A 26,657-nucleotide genomic window follows, 5' to 3' on the forward strand; every position below is an offset into this window, starting at 1 on the left:
GTGGGCAGACGATATAAATTCTTGGATTGCCGATAGGTTGTTCCGGCGGCGTGTAGTTTTACTACAAATCTTCCGGCATTTCAGCCCGGCTAATGTATATACGAGTAGTAAAACTACAGAAGAGCGGCTTGTGGCCCCCGGCTGCGTTGTGAGAATAATCGTTAAGGTTGGTCTTTTTCCAACTACAAAAGGTAAAAGCTTGATGCTGTCTGCCAAAATTGAAGAAATTTCAGCTATTTCTAACTTTTGTTCGACACTCCCTCAGGTAGTGGGTTTTCGAAAACCACTACATGCAGTCCGTTGTACGCCGATCAAGGATAGACCATGAGCCTCCCTTCGCTTGCCGAACTGCCCGCCATTCTCCTGCCGCTTGTCACCCGCGCCGAGCAGTCGTTCCGGGCTGCCGTCGCCGCCCTGGACGATGACCATTGGCTGTCTGCCTGGACGCCGGAACGCTGGGCGCAATTTGCCCGCGTCACCGCCGCCAGCGATTTCGTGATTGAACAGTGTGTTCGTGACCCTTTGATGTTGCTGGAGCTGGTGCAGTCCGGCGAACTGGACCGTAGCTTCGCTCCCGGCGAGTTGTGCGGGCAGATCGCGGCCGCCGTGAGCGTGGCCGAGACCGAGGATCTGCTTGGCCGCGCCTTGCGCCGCCAGCGTGCACGCCATCAAGTGCGGATCATCTGGCGCGACCTGACCCGCCAGGCCGATTTGATCCAGACCTGCCGCGACCTTTCGGACATGGCCGATGCCAGCATCGATCAGGCCTATCAATGGTTGTACGTGCGCCATTGTCAGCAGTTCGGCGTGCCGACCGGGCGGCGCAGCGGCGAACCGCAGCAGATGGTCGTTCTCGGCATGGGCAAGCTCGGTGCCGTGGAGTTGAACCTGTCGTCGGACATCGACCTGATTTTTGCCTACCCCGAGGGCGGCGAAACCGTCGGCGTCAAACGCCCGCTGGATAACCAGGAGTTCTTCATTCGGCTGGGTCAGCGGCTGATCAAGGCCCTGGACCCGATGACCGTCGACGGCTTTGTATTCCGCGTCGACATGCGCTTGCGTCCTTACGGTTCGGCGGGCGCGCTGGTACTGAGCTTCAACGCGCTGGAGCAGTATTACCAGGATCAGGGTCGCGACTGGGAACGCTACGCGATGATCAAGTCGCGGGTGGTGGCCGGCGATCAGGTGGCCGGCGCGCAACTGCAAGAGATGCTGCGACCTTTCGTTTACCGACGTTACCTGGATTTTTCCGCCATCGAAGCGCTGCGCACCATGAAGCAGCTGATCCAGCAGGAAGTGCGGCGCAAGGGCATGGCCGACAACATCAAGCTCGGTTCCGGCGGTATTCGCGAAGTCGAGTTCATTGCCCAGGCGTTCCAGCTGATCCACGGCGGCCGCGATCTGAGCTTGCAGCAGCGCCCACTATTAAAGGTGCTGAGCACGCTGGAAGGTCAGGGTTACCTGCCGCCGGCCGTGATCAGCGAGCTGCGTGAAGGTTACGAATTCCTGCGTTACACCGAGCACGCGATTCAGGCGATTGCCGATCGCCAGACGCAAATGTTGCCCAATGGCGAGCAGGATCAGGCGCGTATTGCCTTTATGCTGGGTTTCGCCAACTGGACGGCGTTCCACGAGCAACTGATGTACTGGCGCGGCCGTATTGCCTGGCACTTCGGGCAGGTGATCGCCGATCCCGATGAAGAGCAGGGCGCCGAAAGCGAAGTGGTGGTCGGTGGTGAGTGGTTGCCGCTGTGGGAAGAGGCCCAGGACGATGAGGCCGCCTGCCGCCAACTGGAGGAAGGTGGTTTCAAGGATGCCCCAAAAGCCTTGAGGGCCCTGGCCGGCTTGCGCAGCAGCCCGCAGTTGAGGGCGATGCAGCGTCTGGGTCGCGAACGTCTCGATGCTTTTATTCCGCGTTTGCTGGCGCAGGCCGTGGAACATGACAATCCGGACCTGGTACTGGAACGGGTGCTGCCGCTGGTTGAAGCCGTGGCCCGTCGTTCCGCGTATCTGGTGCTGTTGACCGAGAACCCCAGTGCGTTGCGGCGGTTACTGACGCTGTGCGCGGCGAGCCCGTGGATCGCCGAGCAAATCACCCGCTTCCCGCTGCTGCTCGACGAATTGCTCAACGAAGGCCGGCTGTTCAAGCCGCCACTGGCGCCAGAACTGGCGGCAGAGTTGCGCGAGCGTCTGACACGAATTCCCGAAGACGACCTCGAACAGCAAATGGAAGCCCTGCGTCACTTCAAGCTGGCGCACCGCCTGCGGGTGGCTGCCTCGGAAATCGCCGGCAGCCTGCCGCTGATGAAGGTCAGCGATTACCTGACCTGGCTCGCCGAAGCGATCCTGGAGCAAGTGCTGGCACTGGCCTGGCGCCAGACCGTGGCCAAGTACGGCACGCCGCTGCGCACCGATGGCACTTTGTGCGATCCCGGGTTCATCATTGTCGGTTATGGGAAAGTCGGCGGCCTGGAACTCGGGCATGGTTCGGACCTGGACCTGGTGTTCATCCACGACGGCGATCCGCAGGCTGAAACCGATGGCGTCAAACCCATCGATGGTGCGCAATTTTTCACCCGGCTGGGGCAGCGGATCATTCACTTGCTGACGGCGCAGACCAACTCCGGGCAGCTGTATGAAGTGGACATGCGTCTGCGGCCGTCCGGGGCGTCGGGGTTGCTGGTGAGTTCCCTGGGGGCGTTTGCCCGTTATCAGGAGAACGAAGCCTGGACCTGGGAACACCAGGCGCTGGTGCGGGCGCGGGTGTTGGTGGGCAGTCAGGATGTCGGCCAGGCCTTCGAGAAAGTCCGCGCTGCGATATTGGGCAAGACCCGTGATCTGCCGACCCTGCGCCAGGAGGTCAGTGAGATGCGCGCCAAGATGCGCGATAACCTTGGCAGCAAGAGCACGGCGGCCGGCACCGGGGCAAATGCCTTCGAAGCCACGGTGCCGTTCGATATCAAGCAGGACGCCGGAGGTATCGTCGATATTGAATTTATGGTGCAATACGCGGCCCTGGCGTGGTCCGAAACACACCCGCCATTGCTGCGCTGGACGGACAACATCCGCATTCTGGAAGGGCTGGAGCATGAAGGGCTGATGCCCGTCGAAGATGCCAGCCTGTTGCGTGAAGCGTATAAAGCTTACCGCTCCGCCGCCCACCGGCAGGCCTTGCAGAAGGACCCCGGGGTGATACCGGGCGACCAGTTCGCAGACGAACGGCAGCAGGTCATGCGGATCTGGCGTGAGCTGGGGCTGAGCTGAAACGCTCCGGTTGGAGCGAAGAGATTCAAATGTGGGAGCGAGCCTGCTCGCGATGAGGTCGTCACAACCAGCATCTATGCTGACGGTCAGGCCGCTTTCGCGAGCAGGCTAGCTCCCACGGTAGATCTGCGGTGTTTTGTAGAATTCTCGAGGCGGGGAGGCATAGGCCTCCCCGGTTCGTTTATGGAAACCACATGAAAATTCTGATCGTTGGGCCCAGTTGGGTCGGTGACATGGTGATGGCGCAGACACTTTTCCAGTGTCTGAAACAACGCCACCCGCAATGCGAAATCGACGTGCTGGCCCCCGAGTGGAGCCGGCCGATTCTTGAGCGCATGCCCGAAGTTCGCCAGGCCTTGAGCTTTCCGCTCGGTCACGGTGTCCTGGAGCTGGCAACGCGTCGGCGCATCGGCAAATCCCTGGCTGGCCAGTACGACCAGGCGATCCTGTTGCCCAACTCCCTGAAGTCGGCGCTGGTGCCGTTCTTTGCCGGCATCCCGAAGCGCACCGGCTGGCGTGGCGAATTCCGCTATGGCCTGCTCAACGACGTGCGCACGCTGGACAAGGATCGTTACCCGTTGATGATCGAGCGCTTCATGGCCTTGGCGTTTGAGCCGGGCGTTGAGCTGCCAAAGCCGTATCCGCGTCCGAGCCTGCAGATCGACCCGGTTACCCGCGAAGCTGCACTGGCCAAATTCGGCCTGGCCCTCGACCGTCCGGTGTTGGCCCTGTGCCCCGGCGCCGAGTTTGGTGAGTCCAAGCGCTGGCCGTCCGAGCATTACGCCAAGGTTGCCGAAGCGAAGATCCGCGAAGGCTGGCAAGTCTGGCTGTTCGGTTCGAAAAACGATCACGCCGTGGGCGAAGACATCCGCGCGCGGCTGATTCCCGGCCTGCGTGAAGAGTCAGTGAACCTCAGTGGCGGCACCTCGCTGGCCGAAGCCATCGACCTGATGTCCTGTGCCGATGCGGTGGTGTCCAACGACTCCGGATTGATGCACGTTGCCGCCGCCCTGAATCGCCCGCTGGTCGCGGTCTACGGCTCGACGTCACCAGGTTTCACACCACCATTGGCCGAGCACGTTGAAGTCGTTCGCCTGGGTATCGAATGCAGTCCATGCTTCGACCGCACCTGCCGTTTCGGCCATTACAACTGCCTGCGCCAACTCATGCCGCAAGCGGTGAACGAAGCCCTGCAGCGGTTGCAAGGCACTCCGGTCGAGGTCAAATAGCTTGCGGGTTCTGTTGATCAAGACTTCTTCGCTGGGCGACGTCATTCATGCGTTGCCGGCGTTGACCGACGCGGCGCGGGCGATTCCCGGCATCAAATTCGACTGGGTGGTGGAAGAAGGCTTTGCCGAAATCCCGACCTGGCATCCGGCGGTGGGCAAGGTGATTCCGGTGGCGATCCGTCGCTGGCGCAAAAACATCTGGCAGACCATCAAGAGCGGTGAGTGGAAACGCTTCAAGCAAAGCGTTCGCGCCACCAAATATGACTTGGTGATCGACGCCCAGGGCTTGCTGAAAAGCGCCTGGCTGACCCGTTACGTCAAGGCCCCGGTGGCCGGTCTCGATAAAAACTCGGCGCGCGAGCCCATCGCTGCGCGCTTTTACGATCGACGCCTGGCCGTTGCCCGTGGGCAGCACGCGGTGGAGCGAGTGCGTCAGTTGTTCGCCATCGCGTTGGGCTATGACTTGCCCAAAGGCCTGGGCGATTACGGGCTGAATATCGAGCGCCTGGTGGAGTTGCCGCGCAAGAACCCGTACGTGGTGTTTCTGCATGGCACCACCTGGGACACCAAGCACTGGCCCGAAGCCTACTGGCGCGAGCTGACCGAGCGGGTCGGCTACCTTGGCGTAGGGGTGAAGCTGCCCTGGGGCAATGCCCTGGAGAAAGCCCGGGCCGAGCGCATCGCTGCTGGGTTCAAACACGCCGAAGTGTTGCCCAAATTGAATCTGGCCGGTGTCGGCAAGGTGCTGGCGGGCGCACAGGCCTGCGTGGCGGTGGACACCGGTCTGGGCCATCTGGCCGCCGCGCTGGATGTGCCCACGCTGTCGCTGTTCGGCCCGACCAACCCGGGCCTGACCGGCGCCTATGGCAAGGTGCAGATTCACATGGCCAGCGACTTCCCTTGTGCACCGTGCCTGCAAAAGAAATGCACTTACCAACCGACGGCCGAAGATGGCCGTCAGTTTGACCTGAAACGCGAGTGGCCGTTGTGCTTCACGCGTCTGAATCCCGAGCGTGTCGCCAGCCGACTGAGCACGTTGTTAATGGCTGAGGAGCTGCGCTGATGCAATTGGCATTTGTCCTGTACAAATATTTTCCGTTTGGCGGCTTGCAGCGCGACTTCATGCGAATCGCCCTGGAGTGCCAGAAGCGCGGCCATCAGATTCGCGTCTACACGCTGATCTGGGAAGGCGACGTCCCTCCGGGTTTCGAAGTGCAGGTGGCGCCGGTCAAGGCGTTCTTCAACCATCGCCGCAACGAGAAGCTCAGCGAGTGGATGGAGGCGGACTTGGCCAAGCGCCCGGTGGACCGCCTGATCGGCTTCAACAAGATGCCGGGCCTGGACGTCTACTACGCGGCCGACGGCTGCTTCGAAGACAAGGCGCAGAACCTGCGTAACTCGCTGTATCGCCGTTGGGGCCGCTATAGCCACTTCGCCGAATACGAGCGGGCGGTGTTCGCCAAAGAGGCGAAGACCGAAGTGTTGATGATTTCCGAAGTCCAGCAGCCGCTGTTCATCAAGCATTACGACACGCCGCTGGAGCGCTTCCACCTGCTGCCACCGGGTATCGCCCAGGACCGTCGCCGACCGGCGGATGCCGATGAAATTCGCGCCGGGTTCCGCGCTGAATTCGATCTCAAGGACGACGAACTGCTGCTGGTGCAGATCGGCTCCGGGTTCAAGACCAAGGGTGTGGACCGCAGCCTCAAGGCGCTGGCGGCATTGCCCGCTGATCTTAAGAAACGCACCCAGCTGTTTGTAATTGGCCAGGATGACCCCAAATTATTCCAGATGCAGAGTGCGACATTGGGGCTCGGCGACAACGTCACGTTCCTCAAGGGGCGCAGCGATATCCCGCGTTTCCTGTTGGGCGCTGACCTGTTGATCCACCCGGCGTACAACGAAAACACCGGAACGGTTTTGCTCGAAGCCCTGGTGGCCGGCCTGCCGGTGCTGGTGAGTGCGGTGTGCGGTTACGCCCATTACATCGCCGAGGCCGATGCGGGCCTGGTGCTGGACGAGCCGTTCGATCAGGCACAACTGACGCAGTACCTGACCGGCATGTTGAACGACGCTCAAGCAAGGGCGGCCTGGAGCCGCAATGGTCTGGCCTTCGCCGAAACGGCCGACCTCTATAGCATGCCGCAGCACGCGGCCGATGTGATTCTGGCGGAGCACGCTTAAATGAAGTTGATGCTGGCTGAACCGTTCAAGAGCCTCTGGGCTGGACGCGACCCGTTCGCCGAAGTCGAGGGGCTCAAGGGCGAGGTGTACCGCGAGCTGGAAGCACGCCGGACATTACGCACGGAAGTCGACGGCAGCGGGTTTTTCGTGAAAATCCACCGTGGCATCGGCTGGGGCGAAATCTTCAAGAACCTGCTCACTGCCAAGCTTCCTGTACTGGGTGCCGGTCAGGAGTGGAAGGCGATTCAGCGCCTGCAGGAAGTCGGCGTGCCGACCATGACCGCCGTCGCGTATGGCGAAAAGGGCAGCAACCCGGCCGACCAGCACTCGTTCATCGTCACCGAAGAGCTGGCGCCGACAGTCAGCCTCGAAGATTTCAGCATCAACTGGACCCGGCAGCCGCCCGAGCCAAAACTCAAGCGCGCGCTGATCGCCGAAGTCGCCCGCATGACCGGCATGATGCACCGCGCCGGGGTCAACCACCGCGACTGCTACATCTGCCATTTCCTGCTGCACACCGACAAGCCGGTGACCTTTGATGACTTCAAGCTCTCGGTGATCGACCTGCATCGTGCCCAGACCCGCCCGGCGATCACCTCGCGCTGGCGCAACAAGGACCTGGCCGCGCTGTACTTTTCCGCGCTGGACATCGGCCTGACCCGCCGCGACAAGCTGCGTTTCCTCAAAGGCTATTTCCAGCAGCCGCTGCGTCAGATCCTGATTGAAGAGGCGTCTTTGCTGGCATGGCTCGACGGCAAGGCCAACAAGCTCTACGAGCGTAAACAGCGATACGGGGATGCGCTCTGATGTCGGGTTGGAAACTGGATCCGGCCTACAGCGAGCTGGCCGATGACTTTGGCAGCCTCGAGGCTGTGTTTGCGCTGCAAGGCGAGCGTTTGACCAGTGACGTGCTCTCGGAGGTCATCCGTGTCGAGCGCAATGGCGTCAACTATTACGTCAAGCGGTATGTGGGCGCTGGCAAAGGCTTGCGGCGTTACCTGGGCAAGCCTCGGGTGAAGATGGAGTGGCAGAACCTCAAGCGCTTTGCCAAGTGGGGGATCCCCACTGCCGAAGTGGTGGCCTGGGGGCTGGAGCGGCGCGGTGCGGCCTACGCTCGCGGCGCGATGATTACCCGGGAGCTGCCGCGCACCGAGGACTTGTCGGCACTGGCCGAGCGCCGCGACCCGAAACTGTCGGATCGCGCCTGGGTCGATACCGTCAGTCGTCAGCTGGCCCAATACACCCGGACCATGCACGACCACCGCTTCACCCATAATGATTTGAAGTGGCGCAACCTGCTGATCGACGATGAGGCTCGAGTGTTTTTGATCGATTGCCCCAACGGCGATTTCTGGCGCGGTTTCTGGCTCAAGTACCGTATTACCAAGGATCTGGCGTGCCTGGACAAGGTCGCCAAATATCAATTGTCGGCTACCCAGCGCCTGCGCTTTTACCTGCAATACCGCAACCGGACCCGGCTCAACGCTGCGGACAAAAAACGTATCCGGCATGTGGTGAGATTTTTCGAGGGACGCGAATGACTGATTTTCTGGCCGCTGAGGACCGAGCGCTGCTTGAGCGCCATGGCCTCGGCACGTTCGAGGCACTCTGGGCCAAACAGCTCGATGCGGTGGACGAGCCCAACACCGGTCGCGGCGGCTGGAGCAGCGTGTTTCGGCTGGATCTGGAAGGTCATGGTTTCTACCTCAAGCGCCAAAGCAACTACCTGACCCGCACCCTGCGCGCACCATTCGGTGAGCCGAGTTTCGCTCGCGAGTTTCGCAACATCTCCCGTTACCGAAAGATGGGCATTCCGGCGCTGGAAGCGGTGTTCTACGGGGAGCGCAAGGTCAATGGCGAAGTCCGCGCGATCCTGATGACCCGTGCCCTGGACGGTTGGGACGACCTCGACTCGCTGTTGCAGCGCTGGGCTGACTTGAGCCCTGAGCAGCACTTGGAAATCCTCAAGGCCAGTGGCGAACTGGCCCGGCAGCTGCACGCTGCGCGCCAGGTGCACGGGTGCTTCTATCCCAAGCACATTTTCATGCGCGCCACCGGCAATGGCTATCAGGCTCAATTGATCGACTTGGAAAAGACCCGGCCGCTGCTGTACGGGCAGCGTGACCGAATCAAGGATCTGGAACCGCTGGCACGCCGCGCGCCCGAGTGGGGCGAGTCGCAACTGCGGCAATTACTGGCCGCTTATTTGGACCAACCGCAGGACAGCTTGTTGATCGACAGCTGGCTGCGGCGTTTGACGACGCGGCGCAGCCAAAAGGGACCACGCTGATGCGTTTATCCGAGTTGAAGTCCGCCGGCCGCAATCCGGCGTTGCCGCTGAGCGTTTCGCTGGCTGATGCCGCCGGCCCCGCCGAACTGCAACTGCTGAGCCTGTTGCGGGTGTTGCCGGGGCAGCGTTATGTCGGTGCCGGCGTCTGGCGTGGCCGGCCGGTGTTGGCCAAATTGCTGGTTGGCAGCAAGGCCGCACGGCATTTTCAGCGTGAACTGGACGGCGTGCGCCTGCTCTCTGCACAAGGGCTGACCACGCCGCAGCTGTTGGCCGATGGCCTGAAAGAAGGCGAGGGTGGCTGGCTGCTGTTTGATTTCCTTGAGCATGCCGAGAGCCTTGGTGACACCTGGAAGCAGGTTGAGCAGCAGCCCGTGCTGTCCGATGGACAAGGGGCTGTGCTGGCCGAGGCGTTGGGTGCAATCGGTCAGATGCATCGCAAGGGCCTGTGGCAGGAAGACCTGCACCTGGACAACTTGCTGCGCCAGGGCGGTCGCCTGTACCTGATCGATGGCGCGGGCATCTGCTGCGAGACGCCTGGCCAGCCGCTGTCCCGGCAGAAGGTCCTGGAAAACCTCGGGGTGTTCTTCGCCCAGTTGCCGAAGTCGATCGAACCCTTCATTGAAGAGTTGCTGGTGTATTACCTGCTCAGCAACGGCGAACACGCCTTGCCTATGGAAGCGTTGCAAAAGCAGATCGACAAGGTCCGCAGCTGGCGCCTCAAGGACTTCCTGATCAAGGTCGGCCGCGAGTGCACGCTGTTCAGCGTCCAGCGCGGGGCGTTCGGCTTGCGGGCGATTCGCCGCGAGGAAGAAGCGGCCATGCTGCCGGTGCTGGAGCAGGCTGATGCCTTGCTCGATCAGGGGCATCTGTACAAGACCGGCGGTGCGGCGAGCGTCGGCAAGGTCGAGGTGGATGGCCGCACGCTGGTGATAAAGCGCTACAACATCAAGGGTTTTGCCCACTGGCTCAAGCGTTTCTGGCGCCCGAGCCGGGCCTGGCATTCCTGGCGCGAAGGCAATCGCCTGGCGTTCCTCGGGATTGCCACGCCCAAGCCGCTGGCGTTGCTGGAAAAGCGTTTCCTGTGGCTGCGCAGCCGGGCTTACCTGATCACCGAGTACCTGCCGGGGCCGGACATCATCGAGCGTTTTGCGCCGTATGTGGAGCGTGGCGATGCACCGGAAGCCGAGTTGGCGGCACTGGATCATCTGTTCGCCGAGTTGATTCGTCTACGCATCAGCCATGGCGACTTCAAGGGACATAACCTGTTCTGGCAGCAGGATCACTGGGCGTTGATCGACCTCGATTCGATGTGCCGGCACGGCTCCCTCGGCAGCTTCGCCCCGGCGTATGCCAGGGATCGCGCGCGGTTCATGCGCAATTGGCCTGAAGGCAGTGCCCTTTATCAGGTCATTGATCAGCGTTTGCCCAAGGACATCTCCAGCGCGGCCTGAATCGGACCTTCGGTCCTTTCGCGAGCAAGCCCGCTTCCACATTAGCTCTCCAGCGAACACAAAATTTGTGCGCGACATGGATCAAGTGTGGGAGCGGGCTTGCTCGTGAAGGGGCCGGAACTGCCAACCGAGAAGGGCGACAGGTTCTTGTGAACCGTCCTACGCGATCTTGGGAAGTCATGAACTGTGGCTGAAACCGCCCCGATGCTAGTTTGCCTGACGTTCTCGGAGGGCAGGCTGTGACGATCAAAATGGCAGTTTCAGCGGGTGTTTTATCAGTGTCGCTAACGGGCTGCGGGACCGCTGCCACCGTCCTGCAGGATGAGGCCGACGCAGCGCGGGGGTTACGCAGGCAAAAGACCTATTGCCAGTCCATTCCCCGGGTCTACAGCGGCCTCGCTTACGACTTCTGTGTGTTAAATGCTCCGCCAGACCCTACGGGTATCCTTGTGCCGCTGGTTTTGGTGGACCTGGTCGTGTCTGGCGCGCTGGATACCGTTGTCTTGCCGTACACGATTTACCGGCAAAGCGTGGACGGTAGTATCTCCATCTATTGGCGACCTGTGCGCGGATAAAAAATGCCGCGAGGCCCCGGCCGTAGTTGCATGCCGCTTGCAGCTAGAGGTTTGCCGCCGCTTTTACGCTATAATCCCGCCCTTTAGCTGTCTCTCGCCCCTTGCGAGGGCACATTAATTTTTGAGGCGCTTGCGCCTGCATGCAGACTAAAGAGGCTAGACCCCTGTGGCATTGACGATTCTTGGCCTGTCCGGCGCCCTTAGCCATGATCCTTCCGCAGCCCTGTACATCGACGGCAAGCTGGTCGCGGCGGCTGAAGAGGAGCGCTTCGTACGCGATAAACATGCAAAGAACCGCATGCCCTACGAATCGGCGAAATTCTGCCTGGAACAGGCCGGTATCAAGCCGTCCGACGTTGACGTGGTCGCGATTCCGTTCGCACCGATCAGCCTGTTCGGCAAGGCCCGCTGGCAGTACGCCAAGCGTTACTGGTACGCCCCGGACCGCGCACTCGACGCAATCCTGATGGGTAACCGTCGCTACAAGCGCTATCGCAACAAGATCGTCTGGTGCCTGGAGCAACTGGGTTTTGATCCGAAGAAGATCAAGATCGAGCCGGTCGAACACCACCTGGCCCACGCCTCCAGCGCTTATCACTGCTCCGGTTTCAAAGAGAAAACCGCGATCCTGGGCATCGACGGCAAGGGCGAGTACGCCACGACCTTCTTCGGTTACGGCGAAAACGGCAAGATCCACAAGATCAAGGAATTCTTCGATCCGGACTCCCTCGGCGGCCTGTACGGCGCGATCACCGAGTTCCTCGGTTTCGATATGCTCGACGGTGAGTTCAAGGTCATGGGCATGGCGCCGTACGGCGACGCCAGCAAATACGATTTCTCGCGCCTGGCTTCGTTCGAAAACGGCGAGCTGGTGATCAACACCGACTACGCCAACGTCATCGGCCTGCGTCGCTACAAAGAGAAGGGCAAGGGTTACTACTTCTCGCCGAAGCTGATCGAGTGGCTGGGTCCAAAGCGCGAAGGCGACATCGCCGACGAGCCTTACATCCACTACGCCGCCAGCATTCAAGCGCTGTTCGAAAAAATTGCGCTGCAGATGATCGACTACTACCTGGGCAACGTGCTCAAGGAAACCGGCAAACTGGCCTACGCCGGTGGCTGTGCGTTGAACGTCAAGCTCAACCAGAAAATCATCGCCCGTGACGACGTCAAAGAGCTGTTCGTACAGCCGGCATCCGGCGACGCCGGTACCGCAGTGGGCGCGGCAGCCTATGTGTCCCACGCCCGTGGCGTACCGGTCGAGAAGATGGAACACGTCTACCTCGGCCCGTCGTACAGCAACGAAGACGTGATTGCCGCATGCGCCCGTCACGAGAACAAGCCGACGTGGCGCAAGCTCGACAACATGCCGGAGCAGATCGCCAAAATCATGGTCGATGGCAACCCGGTGGCCTGGTTCCAGGGCCGCATGGAGTTTGGTCCGCGTGCGCTGGGCGGTCGTTCGATCATTGGTTGCCCGAGCATTCCCGGCGTGGCTGACCGCATCAACCACCAGATCAAGTTCCGCGAGCGCTGGAGGCCTTTCTGCCCGTCGATGCTCGATACCGTCGCTCCGCAGATGATCAAGATCGATCACCCGGCTCCGTTCATGACCTTCACCTTCGAAGTGGCGGAAGAGTGGAAGACCCGCGTGCCGGAAGTCGTCCACGAAGACGGCACCTCCCGCGCCCAGGTGCTCAAGCGCGAATACAACCCGCGTTACTACGACATGATGAAAGCGTTGGAAGTGCTCACCGGCAACGGTGTGTCGCTGAACACCTCGCTCAACCGTCGTGGCGAGCCGATGATCTGCTCGCCGACCGACGCCCTGAACATGTTCTTCGGCTCGGATCTACAGTATCTGATCATGGAAGATATCCTGGTGGTCAAAGAGGGCGCGAACGCCTATGACACGTTCGGCTGAACGCCATGTGCTGCAGTTCTGCCACGGCTATGACGGGCCGTTCCTCGACTGCGCACGGCAGTACGCCAGCCTGTTCGCGGGGACCGGTTATCGCGTGACCACGGTGTTTCTCACCGGGGTTGCCGACACCGAAGTCGCTGCGGGCTGTGCTTGCGATGAAGTGCTGTTCATGGAGTACAGCTCCAAGGCCATTCGTGGCCTGAAGCTGGGCGCCATCGGCGATCTGCGCAAGATCGCCGCTTCGCGCAACTTCAGTTTCTGCATCGCCCACCGCTTCAAGCCGATCTATATCGCCTTGCTCGGCACGTCGTTGCCGGTCATTGGCGTGCATCACGCTTTTGACGATTACAAGCGTGGCAGCCGCAAACTGTTCGCGCATATTTTCCGCAAGCGTTTGAGTCTGCTCGGTGTGTCCGACGCTGTGCGCGACGACATGCGCCAATGCCTGCCGAAGTGGCCGGCTTCGCGGATCCAGACCTTGTATAACCGTATCGATGTGGACGCCTTGCAGGCGACCCAGGTGTCGGCTCGCGAGGCCCGGGAAACCCTCGGTTTGTCGGCGGATGCCTGGATCGTCGGCAACGTCGGACGGCTGCATCCGGACAAGGACCAGGCCACGCTGCTGCAGGGTTTCGCCGAGGCGCTGCCGGGTTTGCCCGCCAACAGCCAGTTGGTGATTCTCGGCAAGGGGCGCCTGGAGGAGAACCTCAAGGCCCAAGCCCGGGAGCTAGGTATCGGTGACCGGGTTCTGTTCCTCGGTCAGGTGCCGGATGCGCGTAACTACTTCCGGGCCTTCGATGTGTTCGCCCTGAGTTCCGATCATGAACCGTTCGGCATGGTGCTGCTGGAGGCCATGGCCGCTGGCGTTCCATTGCTCGCCACGGCGTGCGGCGGAGCGAAAGAGGTGGTCGAAGGCGTGGGCATCCTGTTCCCGTTGGGCGATGCCGAGCGTCTGGCCCAAGGGCTGCAACATCTGGCCGGCATGGATGATCAGCAACGCCGGCAGTGTGCCGAGTTGATGCTCGAGCGCTTGCGCGAACGCTTTTCCGACCGCGCAGTACGCGATGCTTTCTGGCACTTGCCGCACGTTACCGAACTGGCACAGAGGGGCTGATGCTCAACCGATTTCAAGACTGGCGCGAGCGTGGCTGGGCGGTAGTCGACGCCTCGACTTACACCGAATCCTGGCAGCGTTATGGCGGCAGCGTCGCGACGCATCCCATGGTGGTCGAGCGGCTGGCGCAACTGGCTGACATTCCGGTGCGTTACCTTGCCTGGGTGCAGGGCGATGAGGTCAAGGCGGCGATCCCGACCTGGGGTCGCGACCTGGCCTTGTCCAAGGACGTACTCAAGCGTCGCGGCAAAAAAGGTCTGTTCGACCTGGGCAACGCCGAAATCATCCTGCCGGCCGCTGCCGATACCCAGGCGCCTTTGCGCCATCGCGCGCGGTATCTGTCGGCGCTGAACGAAGGTCGTTTCACTGGCATCAGGTTGCAGACCGAACAACTGGCCATGGCCCGCACGCCCGAAGAACTGTCGAAAAAATTTCGCTATAACCAGCGCCGCGAATTGCGTTTGCTGGAGGAGGCCGGCGGCGTGGTGCGGCCGGTGTCCGAATTTTCCAGCGCTGAGCTGGCGGCGATTTATTGCGACCTGTTCCAGCGCCGCTGGGGTTTCCCGGCGACGGGTGCCGAACGCATGGCCGAGGTCATCGAGTTACTGCGCGAGTTGCTGATCGGTTCGGTGATTTTCCTCAATGATGCTCCGATTGCGATTCAACTGGTGTACCGAGTCGAAACCCCGCAGTGGATCAGCGTCGAGTACATCAACGGCGGGGTCGATCCCGAGACTCGCGATTTCAGCCCTGGCAGTGTGTTGAGTTTCCTCAATACGCAAAGTGCCTGGGAGCATGCCCGGGCGCAGGACAAACCGTTGCGCTTTTCCTTCGGTCGCGCCGACCGTGAATACAAGGATCGCTGGTGCAACCCCGTGCCGGTCTTCACCGTATGAGCCAAGCCATGAGCCGCAAACAGCAACTGCTCAAGCGCCATCGGCGCAATAAACGTATCGGCCTGCTGATTGCGCTGGTGCTGTTGATTGTCATGGGTGTGCTGGTGGCTTGGTGGTTGCCGCTGGTGCTGGCGGTACTGGGCTGGATTGCCCACGAAGCCTGGTTTGCCGACCATCTGTTCTACTCACCGAAAGACGATTACCAGTACAGCTTTCCCCCCTACACGCCCCAGCCCAAGGTGCACCTGAACGGTGAACATTTGCGGCTGGACGAGGGCGTGATGCTGGTCGACGACGCGACGCTGGTGCTGGCTCTGCGGGTGAAAAGCACCTGGCTGGGTCGTTTTTTCGATCCGGTGGTCGAGTTGGCGGGGGGCGAAAACCCTGACCGACAAACCTTCGAACGGGGCGTGAACGGCCTGCGTTATCTCAATCTCAGTGGTCAGGCTCAGGCGCTGTCCCGTGGTGACCTGCGCTTGCGCGGGCGTTTCTGTCGCGTGTTCGGTGAGCCTGTGCTGTGGGCACTGGAACATCCGGATTACCGGCGTCAGCGGGTAATGGTCATCGCGCCCCACGCCGATGACGCCGAGCTGGCGGCCTACGGTTTGTACAGTCAGGCCGACGAAACCTGGATCGTCACGCTGACAGCGGGCGAAATCGAAGCCGAACACTACCAGCAGATGGGCCTGAGCAAGGTCGATGCGGCCCGTTTGAAAGGCCGCCTGCGTGCCTGGGACAGCATCGCCGTGCCACGTTGGGCCGGTGTAGCCGAGGCCCGCTGCGTACAACTGGGTTACTTCTGTCTGCAGCTGGCGAGCATGCAGGCTGCGCCTGCGGTGGCGGCGGGATCGCGGGAAGCAGACCTGAGCGACACCCGGCTGTTCCGTCAGTTGAATCCTTTCGCGCTGCCCGGCGATGCCGATGGTGCGCCGACCTGGAACAATCTGCTGGCGGATCTGCGAGAGTTGCTGCTGCGGGCCCGGCCCGAGGTCATCGTCCTGCCGCATCCGACCCTGGATCCGCATCCCGATCATATCTGCGCCCAGGCGGCAGTCCTCGAAGCCTTGCAAGGCCTGGACTGGCAACCGACCACGCTATTGGGCTATGCCAACCATCTGCACGACAACGACCGCTGGCCGATGGGCGATACCGGTGATGGCATCGCCTTACCACCTGCCTTCGATCCGGCCCAGGCGATGCAGCCTTATTGCCTGCCCTTGCCGCTGGAGCAGCAGCGAGACAAGGCCATGGCGATGGGAATGATGCACGACCTGCAGCCGGCGATGCCGTTCAAGCGTCGCTTGCGTCGGTTGATACAGCGCTTGTTGGCCGGCCGGTTGCCGCCCACCTATGGCCAGAACGAATTCTTTCGCAAGGCAGTCCGGCGCCACGAGCTTTTGTGGTCCATCAAGCACACACCAGGCAATGTTTCTCAGCGGGGAGAGTTATGAGTCAGCGGTCAAAGGTCCTGCAACTGCAGCCTGACTACAACGTCAAAGCCCATGATTTCGCCGACCTCGCGGAGCAAATCGTCAAGGCCCTGCCCAGTGATCGCTATGAAGTGACCGCTGCGTTTCTGCGCGGTAAGCCCGGGTCGGGCGAAGCGGTGAGCCGAGCCGACCGTTCGGTGTACTTCGAATTTTCAGACAAATCCCTCAAGGGCATGCGCCTGCGGGCCATGTGGCAGCTGTACAAGTTCTGCCGTCGGGAAAAATTCGATGTGGTGATCTGCAACCGCTTCAAGCCGGTGAACATGATGCTGGCGCTCAACCGCTGGTTGAAAGTGCCGTTATGCATCGGCATTTCCCACGGCTTTGGCGAGTACGACCGTTTTTACCGGCGCCGCCAGACCCAGCGCCTGATCGATCGTCACTGGCGCTTCGTCGGTGTGTCGCCTGCGGTGAAACAGTATCTGCTGGACTGTGACTGTGGCTTCACCGACCAGAATACCTACGCCATCACCAATGCCATCGACATCGAGCAGGCCGAAGGTCTGCAACACAGTCGTGAAAAGGCCCGTGAACTGTTGGGCATCGATCCGTCAGTGCGGCTGATCGGTGCGTTGGGGCGACTGGTGCCGGTCAAGGGCCATATCTATTTGCTGCAGGCCTTTGCCGCACTCAAGGACAAATACCCCAATACCCAGCTGGCGATCATTGGTGCCGGCCGTGAAGAGTCGCGCCTGGCGGCGGAAATCGACCGCCTCGGCCTCAGTGGTCGCGCCCATTTGCTGGGGTTCAAGGAAATTGCCCTGCAGTACATTCGCGCTTTCGATATCTGGACCATGCCCTCCCTGGCCGAAGGCCTCGGGCTGGCGCTGCTTGAAGGCATGAGCGGGCATTTGCCGGTGATTGCCTCGAACGTGCCGGCCATGTTGCCGCTCATCGAGGGCGCCGGTGGCCTGGCGATTACGCCGAAGGATGTGCCGACGTTGCAGGCGGCGCTGGACACTTACCTTGGCCTTTCGGATGACGAACTCAAGGCCAAGGGCGAGCAAGCTTTCCGTTATCTGCAGCAACACCATGACATCGAGGAGTTCCGTCGCGAATACCTCAATCTGATCGAATCCGGCCTGGAACAGGCCCGCAAGGAACAGCCATGAACGACGCGCAACCCATCGTCACTGTCATTATCGCGTCGTACAACCACGCCCCTTACATCGAGGAAAGCATTCTCAGCGTCCTCAACCAGACCTATCGGAACATCGAGTTGCTGGTGGTCGACGATGGCTCGAAAGATGACAGCGTCGAGCGGATCAAGGCGTTGCAGGCCATCCATGGTTTCGACTTTCGGGTTCAGGAAAACCAGGGGCTGACCAATACCCTCAATGGTGCGATTGCCCGGGCCAAGGGCAGCCTGATCGTGCCGTTCGGTTCGGATGACATCATGTTGCCGGAGCGAATCGCCACCCAGGTCGCGCATATGGACGGCAAGCCCGAGGTCGGCATTTGCGCCGGTAACATCGAATTGATCGATGCCGACGGCAATCTCTATCCCGAGAAGCGCCAGCGCCGGGATGTGCCGTTCCGTCGCCTGGACTTCGATGACATGTTTCTGGAGCGCAAGCCCTATCCTCCGGCACCCACCCTGATGATCCGCCGCGAAGCGCTGGACAAGGTGGGCGGGTTCGACCCGACCATTCGCCTGGAAGACTTGCTGATCGAGTTGAAGGTGACCCATGCCGGTTACTTCATCGATGGTCTGAATGTATTGATGGCACGCTATCGCAAGCATGCCACCAACTCCTACAAGAACCACCGCTTCATGATCGACAGCATCCTGCGCACCTACGCGCTCTTCAGCGATCACCCGCTGTATGACGAGGTGCGCTACAAGTTTCTCAATTCCATGTTCCTCAAGACCGCCAACCGTGATCGCAAGCTGGCGCGCGAGTTGCTGGCGCAGATTCCGTTCAAGGCCTGGAACAAGAAAACCTGGCGTGGGCTGGGCCGGATGTATTTCTCACGGCTGGAGAAAGACTGAGCCAAAGACTGGATTCAAGGGGGGGAAGGCGGGGCATTGTCCTTGGTGACATGCCCCGGCAATGGCTCACCGTTATTGAGCCGTCTCCTCTGGAAGTTCTTTCCTCGGCTTCCTGGTCTGGCGCAACCAGTGCAGGGTTTTCTTGCCTGCATTGATACCGGGCTTTTCAATGTACAGGTAAGTCAGGCTGCTGATGATGATCAGCAGGCAACTGCACACGGCCAGCAACGGCAGGAAGACCCAGGCTTGCCGGGCGTCCAGGTGCAATATCGGCGGCAGTCGCTGCACCAGTACCCAGAGCACGAATCCGTGCAGCAAATACGTGCTGTAGCTGATTTCCCCCAGCCAGCGAATGCTGCGTGGTCTCAGGGCGCCGAACAAGGTATTGCCGGACGCCACGATCACAAAGAACAGTGAAAGCAGCAGCAGCGCTACCAGGTTGAATGCCCGGTTGAACGCCGTAAAGGCGATCGTCAATGCGAGCAGGGCGATGATGCCCGCCAGCGGAGACAGGCTCCAGGCGACCCATTGTGGACGGCGAATCCAGTACGCCGCAGCGATGCCGCCGAGGAAGCTGGCCAGGTAGTGCTTCTTCAGCGAGTGTTCCCAGCCGACCACCTGGTACAGGGTGTAGATGCCGATCAGGCACAGCACCGTCTGCATCCAGCCGCCGCGGTATATGAACACCAAGGCGGCCAGTGGCAGGGCCAGGTAGAAAAACACCTCGTACCCCAGCGTCCAGGTGACGTTGGAGATCATCATGCCGGTCTGGTGGTATTGGTTGACGTCTGGCCGGTCGAAGGTCAGCCAGGCCAGGGCTTGGCCGATGACCTGGGCGCCGGAGTCCTTGAGTTCCCAGTCCTGCAAATAGAACACACAGACAAATACGGTCAACATCAGCGGCAGGTAGAGCGGATAGAGGCGAAACACCCGCGATACCGCAAATGCCAGCCAGTCGTGTTGCCGCCCGTGGGTGAGCAAGCGGTCCCAGAACAGAAAGCCGGTGATCATGAAAAAGAGGGCGACGCTGCCCTGGCCGAGCTGCGAGTAGAAGTTGCTCGGCGGAAAATCGATCACGCCGGTTTGCAGAAAGATCCACGTAATGATCGAGTGGTGAACGAACACGCCGAAGGCCAGATACCCGCGTAAGCCGTCGATGCCGGCAAAGCGGCTTTCGCCGGAATGTTCCAGCTGTCGGGTGATTCTCGGCACGTTGCGCAACAGTAGCGCAGCAGTCGCGATGGCGAGCAGGTAGGCCGTCATCGCGATAAGCGGGTTGGTTTCTATCATCCGTGAGCCCGGGCCGGAGGAATCCCGGCCAGCACGTGCCTGTTCAAATTATCCACGTCGGCTTTCGAAGCCGTCGCGGCGTATCCCTGCAGCAGCGCTTCGAAGTGATCCTCGAACAGCCAGTGCCGATCTGACGCATAGCGCTGCATGTGGCGCAGATTACGCCGACGCAGGGAAGGGCTCAATGATGATGGGTAAATTCGCAGGTCGGCCAGGTCGATCAGGCCGAACTCGCCGTCCTCCAGCACCAGTACATTGCCCAGGTGCAGGGAACGGAAGTAGACCCCTTGCTGGTGCAGTTGAGCCATGAATTTGCCGAAACGCTCCACCAGTGCCTGGCGTACCGCTGGCGCGGTGATACCTTGCAGGATCTGGCGCAGCGTGTTGCCCGGCAACGGGGAGTAATGCACAGCGCTGCTGCCGTCTTCGAACCGGTAAAGGTCGAGGATGTGCGGTGTCGGGATGCCCATGCTGCGCAGTTGCATGCTATTGACGGCAAAGCGATCGGAGTAGGGCGTGAAACTGCCCGAGGTATACCAGCGGCGGCGGCGGAACAGCTTGAGAAAACTGCCATCTGTCAGGCGCAGGACCTTGGGGCCCAGACCATCCTCTTCGATGATCCGGGCATCGGCAGTCAGCTGTTGCAGGGCGCTTGGTGTCGCGGTTTTGATCGGCATGTCCAGCAGGCGCCGGGCCCGTTGATTGATGCTCAATGCGGCAATCAGCGCCAAGGGGATCCACAGCAGGAACCAGTGCTCCTTGGGGCGAGAGATGATCCCGCCACCTTCAGTCAGGCCTGCACCGATACCGAAGGCCAGCCAGGCTGAGGCAATGATAAACAGCGGTTGCACGCGATGGCGCCGGCTGCTGATGAAGCCCCATGCGAGAAAGAACAGCCATGGCAGCAGGCCGATAAAACCGACGTAGTAGAGCACGCCCAGGGCAAAGCTATGGGGTTCCTGAAGGCTGTAGCCGACGCCGGGGTCCAGGGTCAGTTTGGCGTTGTAGCCGTGCCCGATCCATGGGTGTTCAGCGATCCTGCCCAGGGTCAATTGCCAGAGCTCGATGCGGAAGGAACTGCCTCTTTCGATGATCTTGTTCGAAAACAACGCGAACGTCGCCGTACCGGCGAAGAACATGGCGCCAAGCATGAAGGCCGAGCGTCGGCTCCAACAGATGAAGCACAGCCACAGCGTAGCCAGCGTCAGTGCAACCAGTGGCGTCCTGGAGCCGGTGGCCACTACTGTGGCGAACATGATCGCCATCGCCGGTACGCTCAGCCAAAGTACCTGGCGTCGCCTGCAGGTCATGCTCAGGCTCAGCCAGTAGGTACAAAAAAAGCCGAAAACGTGGGAGCTGAGCAGTGGGTTGTCGAAAGCGCCTAGACCGATCAGGCGCATTTCCGGTTGATAGATCTGGTCGAACCAGTACAGGTTGTAGACAGACATGACCAGCGCCACAGTCGCGGCGCAGAACAGCAGGGGCTGGATGATTTCGCTGCGATAGCGCACCAGCAGGTAGCAGCCAACGAACAGCAACAGGGTATGCAGTGGCGGTTTGAACTGACCAAAGTCGATTTCATCGCCTGGCCCCCAGGACAGGCTGAGCAATGCCCACGCCACAAACAGCAGGGCTGCAATGACGATCGGTTCGTGCAGCAGCTCTTTGCCGATCCGCGGACGCAAGCACAGTGCAATCAGTGCGGGAATGCTGAACAGGCCATAGTAAAGCTTGTGATGCACACTGCGCCCCGGCAGGAAAAACAGCGCACAAAGCAGTAATAAATAACCGAGCGGAAGGATCCACAAACAAATGAAATCGAAGATTCTGTTGGACGTGCTGTTCAAAGCGTTTAATTGCATGCTGGGTAACTTATTCCTGAATTGAGCGATCATACCAAGGCAGGGACATCTGGTGGCTATTTGACGCGTCACAATACACAGACTGTATGCGATTGCCAGAACCCAGGGGAAGCTGTGGTAAAGTCAGCGTCCTTTTCATCGACATTCGCGTGATATGGCCGACTCCAGTCTCTCCGCAAGCCCATCGAGCTTGAAAATCTACTTCCGCCTGCTCGGCTATGTCCGGCCGTATATCAGCCTGTTTCTGATCAGCATCGTCGGTTTTCTGATTTTCGCTTCGACGCAGCCAATGCTGGGCTACATCCTCAAGTACTTCGTCGACGGTCTATCCAACCCTGAAGCGGTGCTGTTTCCAAGTGTGCCCTATCTGCGGGATCTGCAACTGCTGCAGGCGGTGCCATTGTTGATTATCCTGATCGCCGCGTGGCAGGGGTTGGGGTCGTACCTGGGCAACTACTTCCTGGCCAAGGTTTCCCTCGGCCTGGTCCATGACTTGCGGGTCCAGTTGTTCAACAACCTGCTGGTGTTGCCAAACCGGTATTTCGACAAGCATAACTCGGGGCACCTGATTTCACGTATCACCTTCAACGTGACCATGGTCACGGGGGCGGCAACAGATGCGATCAAGGTCGTAATCCGTGAAGGCATGACGGTGATCTTCCTGTTTGCCTCGCTGTTGTTCATGAACTGGCGCCTGACGCTGGTCATGGTCGCCATCCTGCCGCTGATCGCCCTCATGGTGCGCACGGCCAGCAAGAAATTCCGCAAGCAGAGCAAGAAAATCCAGCTGGCCATGGGGGACGTGACGCATGTGGCGTCCGAAACGATCCAGGGCTATCGCGTGGTGCGCAGCTTCGGCGGTGAAAAGTACGAAGAGAAACGCTTCTTCGACGCCAGCCAGGGCAACACCGACAAGCAGTTGCGCATGACCCGCACCGGCGCCATCTACACGCCGCTGCTGCAATTGGTGATCTACACCGCCATGGCTGTGCTGATGTTCCTGGTGTTGTTCCTGCGTGGTGATGCGTCTGCCGGCGACATGGTGGCCTACATCACTCTGGCCGGCCTGCTGCCCAAGCCGATTCGCCAACTGTCCGAAGTCAGCTCGACCATCCAGAAGGGTGTGGCCGGTGCTGAGAGTATCTTCGAGCAACTGGATGTCGAGCCCGAAATCGATACCGGCACCATCGAGCGCGATGTCGTCAGCGGTCGCCTGGATGTGCGCAACCTCAGCTTCACCTACCCGGACACCGAGCGTCAGGTACTCAATGACATCAGTTTCTCGGTCGAACCCGGGCAAATGGTGGCACTGGTGGGACGTTCGGGCAGCGGCAAATCGACCCTGGCCAACCTGATTCCGCGTTTCTATCACCACGACAAGGGCGAAATCCTCATCGATGGCGTCGAAGTGGAGCAGTACAAGTTGTTGAACCTGCGTCGGCATATCGCCCAGGTGACTCAGCACGTGACCCTGTTCAGCGATACCGTGGCCAACAACATCGCCTATGGCGACCTGGCTGGCGCACCTCGTGAAGACATTGAAAAGGCGGCCAAGGATGCCTACGCGATGGACTTTATTGCTCAATTGCCTGAAGGCCTGGACACCCAGGTCGGGGAAAACGGCGTGCTGCTGTCCGGTGGCCAGCGTCAGCGCCTGGCGATTGCCCGGGCACTGTTGAAGAATGCTCCGCTGCTGATTCTCGATGAGGCGACTTCGGCACTCGATACCGAGTCCGAGCGGCATATTCAGGCAGCCCTGGATCAAGTCATGAAAGGTCGCACTACGCTGGTGATCGCTCACCGTCTGTCGACCATCGAGAAGGCCGACCTGATCCTGGTCATGGATCAAGGGAAAATCGTCGAGCGCGGCACCCATGAACAACTGCTGGCGCAAAACGGCTACTACTCGCGCCTCAATGCGATGGGCCTCGACGCCCCGGCCGAAGACATCGCCTGACACCGAAAGGGCGAGCCAGGCTCGCCCTTTCGCACACCTGGCGTGTAACGCGTCAGGTGATTTGTATCCAGACCTTTACGCTTCTTGACCAAACCGGAATAAATCTCGGCAACGTGCTTGTTAAGGTTCCTGAACGAACTTTGACTTGAATCGAGAGGGCCCTCCCTTTCGTGCGGGTATCTGCATGTTGCAACGTTATCTCTGGAAGCTGTTGCCAAAATCGCAACGGGCTTTTTTGCTGGGGCGCCTGTCGGTCGTGGACCGTCAAGTGGTGAACAAGTCGATGTCGGCCAACGTCAGTTTCCCTGAGCCCTTCGAGCAGCGTTCCTGCCTGTTCATCCACGTCCCCAAATGTGCCGGCAGCAGCATCTGTGCGGCCATTTTTGACGACTGGAGCCCGGGCCACTTGCCGTTGTACTGGTACGAGCAGCAATTTCCCGAGCAGTTTGCCGCCAGCTTCAAGTTCGCGTTCGTTCGCGATCCCCTGGAAAGGGCCTACTCGGCCTACGCATTCCTGCGGGGCAACGCCTTGGGGAAGCGGGATCACGCGGCGCAGAAACTGGTCAGCCACTACCGTGACTTTGATGACTTCGTCGGCCGCTGGCTGCACTCCGAAACGATCCAGCGACAGTTGCACTTCGCCGCGCAAACGGATTTCCTGACGGATTCCATGGGGCATCTGGCGCTGGACTTCGTCGGCTACCAGGAGCACCTGGAGCGGGATTTCAGGCTGGTTTGCGAGCAATTGGGCTATCCGGTGGAGCTGCCCCACGTGAACAGGTCGCAGCAGCGGCGCCCGATGCTGGCGCGCGAGTTCTGCACGGTACGCACCCGCAGGCTGGTTCGGCGGGTCTATCAGCGTGATTACGAGGTGCTTGGATATGAATGAAGCCGTTTCGTTGTCCCGCCACTCGATCATGCCCTACCCGTTATTGCTGTCGAGCGAGGACCGTGCGGCCCTCAAGTCGCAGGCACCACGCTGTCTCTGGCTGACGGGGTTGTCAGGGGCCGGCAAGTCGACCCTGGCCAATGCCCTGGAGTTGCAACTCAATCTACAAGGGCTGCACACGTTCGTGCTCGATGGCGACAACCTGCGCGCCGGTCTGTGCCGTGACTTGGGGATGGGGGTTGAATGCCGTCGGGAAAATATCCGGCGCACCGCCGAGGTGGCACGCCTGATGGTCGACGCGGGGCTGATTGTGATCGTCGCGGCGATCTCGCCGTTCCGGGCCGAACGCGAGGCGGCGCGTCGATTGTTTGCCGACGGAGACTTCATCGAGGTGTTTGTGAGCACGCCGTTTGCGGTTTGTGCGCAACGAGATCCCAAGGGATTGTACCGGGCTGCCCGGGAAGGCCGGATCAAGGATTTCACCGGCATCGACAGTCCCTATGAGGCGCCGCTGCACGCGGAGTGCGAAATCGATACACAGGCGATGGATATGAGCGAGGCGTGCTGTCGTCTCGCGGGTTTTCTGCTCAAAAAATGAGCAATAAAACCCGGCGAATCATCCGGTTGCAGCCACCGCACAAGCCGACACCAACCCTGTGTTAATATCGCGCCCCTGTTCATTCTGTATGTGGGTTGCACCATGAAGTTGTCCATGCCGCGATTCGATCAAGCCCCTGTCTTGGTAGTCGGCGATGTCATGCTCGACCGTTACTGGCATGGTGGTACCTCACGGATTTCTCCTGAGGCACCGGTGCCGGTGGTCAAGGTCGATCACATCGAAGACCGCCCGGGCGGTGCTGCCAACGTTGCCTTGAACATTGCCGCCCTGGGGGCTCCGGCCTCGCTGGTCGGTGTCACCGGCGACGATGAAGCCGCCAACAGCCTGGTCAACAGCCTCAAGGGCGCAGGCGTGCGGGCCATCTTCCAGCGCATTGCGCACCAGCCGACCATCGTCAAGCTGCGGGTCATGAGCCGTCACCAGCAATTGCTGCGCATCGACTTCGAAGAACCCTTCGCCACCGACGCGCTGGCGCTGGCCGCGCAGGTCGATGAGTTGCTCGAAGGCATCAAGGTGCTGGTGCTGTCCGACTACGGCAAAGGCGCGCTGAAAAACCATCAGGCACTGATCCAGGCCGCCCGTGCCCGTGGCATTCCGGTGCTGGCCGATCCCAAGGGCAAGGACTTCTCGATCTACCGCGGTGCGAGCCTGATCACGCCAAACCTCAACGAATTTGAAACCATCGTCGGTGGTTGCGCCGATGAGCACGAATTGGTGAGCAAGGGCGCGCAGCTGATGCACGACCTGGACCTCGGTGCCTTGCTGGTGACCCGTGGCGAGCACGGCATGACCTTGCTGCGTCCGGATCATCCGGCGCTGCACTTGCCGGCCCGTGCCCGTGAAGTGTTCGACGTGACCGGTGCCGGCGACACAGTAATTTCCACCCTGGCGGCCGCGATTGCCGCTGGCGAAGAACTGCCACACGCGGTGGCCCTGGCCAACCTGGCGGCGGGTATCGTGGTCGGCAAGCTCGGTACGGCGGCCATCAGTGCGCCGGAATTGCGTCGTGCGATTCAGCGCGAGGAGGGTTCCGAGCGTGGAGTGCTCGGCCTTGAGCAGCTGTTGCTGGCGGTCGATGATGCCCGCGCGCACAACGAGCGGATCGTGTTCACCAACGGGTGCTTCGACATCCTGCACGCCGGTCACGTGACCTATCTGGAACAGGCGCGAGCTCAAGGCGATCGCCTGATCGTGGCGATCAACGACGATGCATCGGTCAGCCGCCTGAAAGGGCCGGGTCGTCCGATCAACAGTGTCGACCGACGCATGGCCGTACTGGCCGGTCTGGGTGCGGTGGACTGGGTCATCAGCTTCTCGGAAGGCACTCCGGAAAACCTGCTGAGCGCGGTCAAGCCGGACGTGCTGGTCAAGGGCGGCGACTACGGGATCGATCAGGTGGTCGGCGCGGACATCGTGACGGCCTACGGCGGTACCGTGAAAGTGCTGGGGCTGGTGGAAAACAGCTCCACTACTGCGATTGTCGAGAAGATCCGCAAGTCCTGATTGTGATGCGGGCTTGTTGTGGCGAGGGGGCTTTGTGGCGAGGGGGCTTGCCCCCGTTCGGCTGCGAAGCAGTCGTAGAACCATGCTCTGTGGTGTATCAGGTAGAACACGGTTGCAGGTTTTAGGG

The 26,657-nt window shown here is 60.7% G+C and carries 21 protein-coding genes; 19 read left to right on the forward strand and 2 right to left on the reverse strand.

The genetic code is table 11. The features are described from left to right. Positions 1-324: 324 nt before the first annotated feature. From glnE to KGB07_RS19630, 15 genes are all read left to right on the forward strand, one after another. Positions 325-3,264, forward strand: coding sequence for a bifunctional [glutamate--ammonia ligase]-adenylyl-L-tyrosine phosphorylase/[glutamate--ammonia-ligase] adenylyltransferase (gene glnE / locus KGB07_RS19560; protein WP_046039740.1), 2,940 nt, complete (start codon positions 325-327; stop codon positions 3,262-3,264). A 194-nt stretch (positions 3,265-3,458) separates the two neighbouring features. Further along, entirely contained in the window at positions 3,459-4,493 is a 1,035-nt protein-coding gene (gene waaF / locus KGB07_RS19565) for a lipopolysaccharide heptosyltransferase II (RefSeq protein ID WP_046039741.1), read from the forward strand. A gap of 1 nt (position 4,494) precedes the next feature. Next, positions 4,495-5,556 carry a lipopolysaccharide heptosyltransferase I gene (waaC, locus tag KGB07_RS19570; RefSeq protein ID WP_223461463.1) on the forward strand — a complete coding sequence of 354 codons (1,062 nt, stop codon included), beginning with the start codon at positions 4,495-4,497 and terminating at the stop codon, positions 5,554-5,556. Beyond that, the gene (locus tag KGB07_RS19575; protein WP_223466315.1) at positions 5,556-6,677 is read left to right on the forward strand and encodes a glycosyltransferase family 4 protein; all 1,122 of its coding nucleotides are present in this window, start codon (positions 5,556-5,558) and stop codon (positions 6,675-6,677) included. Before waaC ends, KGB07_RS19575 begins: the two co-directional genes overlap by 1 nt. After that, positions 6,678-7,484: a lipopolysaccharide core heptose(I) kinase RfaP gene (rfaP, locus tag KGB07_RS19580; RefSeq protein ID WP_046039744.1), complete on the forward strand. Its 807-nt coding sequence runs from the start codon at positions 6,678-6,680 to the stop codon at positions 7,482-7,484. Beyond that, positions 7,484-8,218, forward strand: coding sequence for a lipopolysaccharide kinase InaA family protein (locus KGB07_RS19585; RefSeq protein WP_046039745.1), 735 nt, complete (start codon positions 7,484-7,486; stop codon positions 8,216-8,218). The genes rfaP and KGB07_RS19585 overlap by 1 nt, the downstream gene beginning before the upstream one ends. Then, positions 8,215-8,967 carry a lipopolysaccharide kinase InaA family protein gene (locus tag KGB07_RS19590; RefSeq protein ID WP_046039747.1) on the forward strand — a complete coding sequence of 251 codons (753 nt, stop codon included), beginning with the start codon at positions 8,215-8,217 and terminating at the stop codon, positions 8,965-8,967. Before KGB07_RS19585 ends, KGB07_RS19590 begins: the two co-directional genes overlap by 4 nt. After that, complete coding sequence (locus KGB07_RS19595) at positions 8,967-10,418, forward strand: lipopolysaccharide kinase InaA family protein (protein ID WP_046039748.1); 1,452 nt, start codon at positions 8,967-8,969, stop codon at positions 10,416-10,418. The genes KGB07_RS19590 and KGB07_RS19595 overlap by 1 nt, the downstream gene beginning before the upstream one ends. 239 nt (positions 10,419-10,657) lie before the next feature. Next, positions 10,658-10,993, forward strand: a complete 336-nt coding sequence (locus KGB07_RS19600; protein ID WP_046039986.1) for a YceK/YidQ family lipoprotein — start codon at positions 10,658-10,660, stop codon at positions 10,991-10,993. Positions 10,994-11,159: 166 nt separating this feature from the next. Beyond that, positions 11,160-12,917, forward strand: coding sequence for a carbamoyltransferase (locus tag KGB07_RS19605; protein ID WP_046039750.1), 1,758 nt, complete (start codon positions 11,160-11,162; stop codon positions 12,915-12,917). Then, positions 12,901-14,031, forward strand: a complete 1,131-nt coding sequence (locus KGB07_RS19610; protein WP_223466316.1) for a glycosyltransferase — start codon at positions 12,901-12,903, stop codon at positions 14,029-14,031. Before KGB07_RS19605 ends, KGB07_RS19610 begins: the two co-directional genes overlap by 17 nt. Then, positions 14,031-14,927 carry an antimicrobial resistance protein Mig-14 gene (locus KGB07_RS19615; RefSeq protein WP_223466317.1) on the forward strand — a complete coding sequence of 299 codons (897 nt, stop codon included), beginning with the start codon at positions 14,031-14,033 and terminating at the stop codon, positions 14,925-14,927. The genes KGB07_RS19610 and KGB07_RS19615 overlap by 1 nt, the downstream gene beginning before the upstream one ends. Positions 14,928-14,935: 8 nt before the next feature. Further along, complete coding sequence (locus tag KGB07_RS19620; protein WP_046039988.1) at positions 14,936-16,378, forward strand: PIG-L deacetylase family protein; 1,443 nt, start codon at positions 14,936-14,938, stop codon at positions 16,376-16,378. After that, positions 16,375-17,529, forward strand: a complete 1,155-nt coding sequence (locus tag KGB07_RS19625) for a glycosyltransferase family 4 protein (protein ID WP_046039753.1) — start codon at positions 16,375-16,377, stop codon at positions 17,527-17,529. Before KGB07_RS19620 ends, KGB07_RS19625 begins: the two co-directional genes overlap by 4 nt. Beyond that, positions 17,526-18,410 (forward strand): glycosyltransferase, encoded by an 885-nt coding sequence (locus KGB07_RS19630; RefSeq protein ID WP_007996573.1) that lies wholly within the window; start codon positions 17,526-17,528, stop codon positions 18,408-18,410. The genes KGB07_RS19625 and KGB07_RS19630 overlap by 4 nt, the downstream gene beginning before the upstream one ends. Positions 18,411-18,482: 72 nt before the next feature. Here the strand turns inward: KGB07_RS19630 and KGB07_RS19635 are convergent, their stop codons facing one another. Both KGB07_RS19635 and KGB07_RS19640 read right to left on the reverse strand, forming a co-directional pair. Then, positions 18,483-19,700, reverse strand: a complete 1,218-nt coding sequence (locus KGB07_RS19635) for an acyltransferase family protein (protein WP_046039756.1) — start codon at positions 19,698-19,700, stop codon at positions 18,483-18,485. Then, the gene (locus KGB07_RS19640) at positions 19,697-21,562 is read right to left on the reverse strand and encodes a bifunctional O-antigen ligase/aminoglycoside phosphotransferase family protein (RefSeq protein ID WP_046039758.1); all 1,866 of its coding nucleotides are present in this window, start codon (positions 21,560-21,562) and stop codon (positions 19,697-19,699) included. Before KGB07_RS19640 ends, KGB07_RS19635 begins: the two co-directional genes overlap by 4 nt. Positions 21,563-21,716: 154 nt before the next feature. Here KGB07_RS19640 and msbA point away from each other — a divergent pair, with 154 nt between their 5' ends. The 4 genes from msbA (at position 21,717) to hldE (ending at position 26,530) form a co-directional block, all read left to right on the forward strand. Beyond that, the gene (msbA, locus tag KGB07_RS19645; RefSeq protein ID WP_046039760.1) at positions 21,717-23,519 is read left to right on the forward strand and encodes a lipid A export permease/ATP-binding protein MsbA; all 1,803 of its coding nucleotides are present in this window, start codon (positions 21,717-21,719) and stop codon (positions 23,517-23,519) included. Positions 23,520-23,703: 184 nt separating this feature from the next. Next, positions 23,704-24,408: a sulfotransferase family 2 domain-containing protein gene (locus KGB07_RS19650; RefSeq protein ID WP_046039761.1), complete on the forward strand. Its 705-nt coding sequence runs from the start codon at positions 23,704-23,706 to the stop codon at positions 24,406-24,408. Continuing rightward, a complete protein-coding gene (cysC, locus tag KGB07_RS19655) occupies positions 24,401-25,006 on the forward strand; it encodes an adenylyl-sulfate kinase (protein ID WP_046039762.1) in 606 nt (201 codons plus the stop codon). The genes KGB07_RS19650 and cysC overlap by 8 nt, the downstream gene beginning before the upstream one ends. 102 nt (positions 25,007-25,108) lie before the next feature. Beyond that, the gene (gene hldE, locus KGB07_RS19660; protein ID WP_046039763.1) at positions 25,109-26,530 is read left to right on the forward strand and encodes a bifunctional D-glycero-beta-D-manno-heptose-7-phosphate kinase/D-glycero-beta-D-manno-heptose 1-phosphate adenylyltransferase HldE; all 1,422 of its coding nucleotides are present in this window, start codon (positions 25,109-25,111) and stop codon (positions 26,528-26,530) included. The last annotated feature ends 127 nt before the right edge of the window (positions 26,531-26,657 follow it).

The organism is Pseudomonas sp. GL-RE-26, from assembly GCF_019956275.1.
GTDB lineage: Bacteria > Pseudomonadota > Gammaproteobacteria > Pseudomonadales > Pseudomonadaceae > Aquipseudomonas > Aquipseudomonas grandcourensis.

What these genes read in the sequence shown, in the direction of transcription:
- glnE (WP_046039740.1), top strand. Translation starts at nt 325, where the DNA reads ATGAGCCTCCCTTCGCTTGCCGAACTGCCCGCCATTCTCCTGCCGCTT.
- waaF (WP_046039741.1), top strand. Translation starts at nt 3,459, where the DNA reads ATGAAAATTCTGATCGTTGGGCCCAGTTGGGTCGGTGACATGGTGATG.
- KGB07_RS19575 (WP_223466315.1), top strand. Translation starts at nt 5,556, where the DNA reads ATGCAATTGGCATTTGTCCTGTACAAATATTTTCCGTTTGGCGGCTTG.
- rfaP (WP_046039744.1), top strand. Translation starts at nt 6,678, where the DNA reads ATGAAGTTGATGCTGGCTGAACCGTTCAAGAGCCTCTGGGCTGGACGC.
- KGB07_RS19585 (WP_046039745.1), top strand. Translation starts at nt 7,484, where the DNA reads ATGTCGGGTTGGAAACTGGATCCGGCCTACAGCGAGCTGGCCGATGAC.
- KGB07_RS19590 (WP_046039747.1), top strand. Translation starts at nt 8,215, where the DNA reads ATGACTGATTTTCTGGCCGCTGAGGACCGAGCGCTGCTTGAGCGCCAT.
- KGB07_RS19595 (WP_046039748.1), top strand. Translation starts at nt 8,967, where the DNA reads ATGCGTTTATCCGAGTTGAAGTCCGCCGGCCGCAATCCGGCGTTGCCG.
- KGB07_RS19610 (WP_223466316.1), top strand. Translation starts at nt 12,901, where the DNA reads ATGACACGTTCGGCTGAACGCCATGTGCTGCAGTTCTGCCACGGCTAT.
- KGB07_RS19615 (WP_223466317.1), top strand. Translation starts at nt 14,031, where the DNA reads ATGCTCAACCGATTTCAAGACTGGCGCGAGCGTGGCTGGGCGGTAGTC.
- KGB07_RS19620 (WP_046039988.1), top strand. Translation starts at nt 14,936, where the DNA reads ATGAGCCGCAAACAGCAACTGCTCAAGCGCCATCGGCGCAATAAACGT.
- KGB07_RS19625 (WP_046039753.1), top strand. Translation starts at nt 16,375, where the DNA reads ATGAGTCAGCGGTCAAAGGTCCTGCAACTGCAGCCTGACTACAACGTC.
- KGB07_RS19630 (WP_007996573.1), top strand. Translation starts at nt 17,526, where the DNA reads ATGAACGACGCGCAACCCATCGTCACTGTCATTATCGCGTCGTACAAC.
- KGB07_RS19635 (WP_046039756.1), bottom strand. Translation starts at nt 19,700, where the DNA reads ATGATAGAAACCAACCCGCTTATCGCGATGACGGCCTACCTGCTCGCC.
- KGB07_RS19640 (WP_046039758.1), bottom strand. Translation starts at nt 21,562, where the DNA reads ATGCAATTAAACGCTTTGAACAGCACGTCCAACAGAATCTTCGATTTC.
- msbA (WP_046039760.1), top strand. Translation starts at nt 21,717, where the DNA reads ATGGCCGACTCCAGTCTCTCCGCAAGCCCATCGAGCTTGAAAATCTAC.
- KGB07_RS19650 (WP_046039761.1), top strand. Translation starts at nt 23,704, where the DNA reads ATGTTGCAACGTTATCTCTGGAAGCTGTTGCCAAAATCGCAACGGGCT.
- cysC (WP_046039762.1), top strand. Translation starts at nt 24,401, where the DNA reads ATGAATGAAGCCGTTTCGTTGTCCCGCCACTCGATCATGCCCTACCCG.
- hldE (WP_046039763.1), top strand. Translation starts at nt 25,109, where the DNA reads ATGAAGTTGTCCATGCCGCGATTCGATCAAGCCCCTGTCTTGGTAGTC.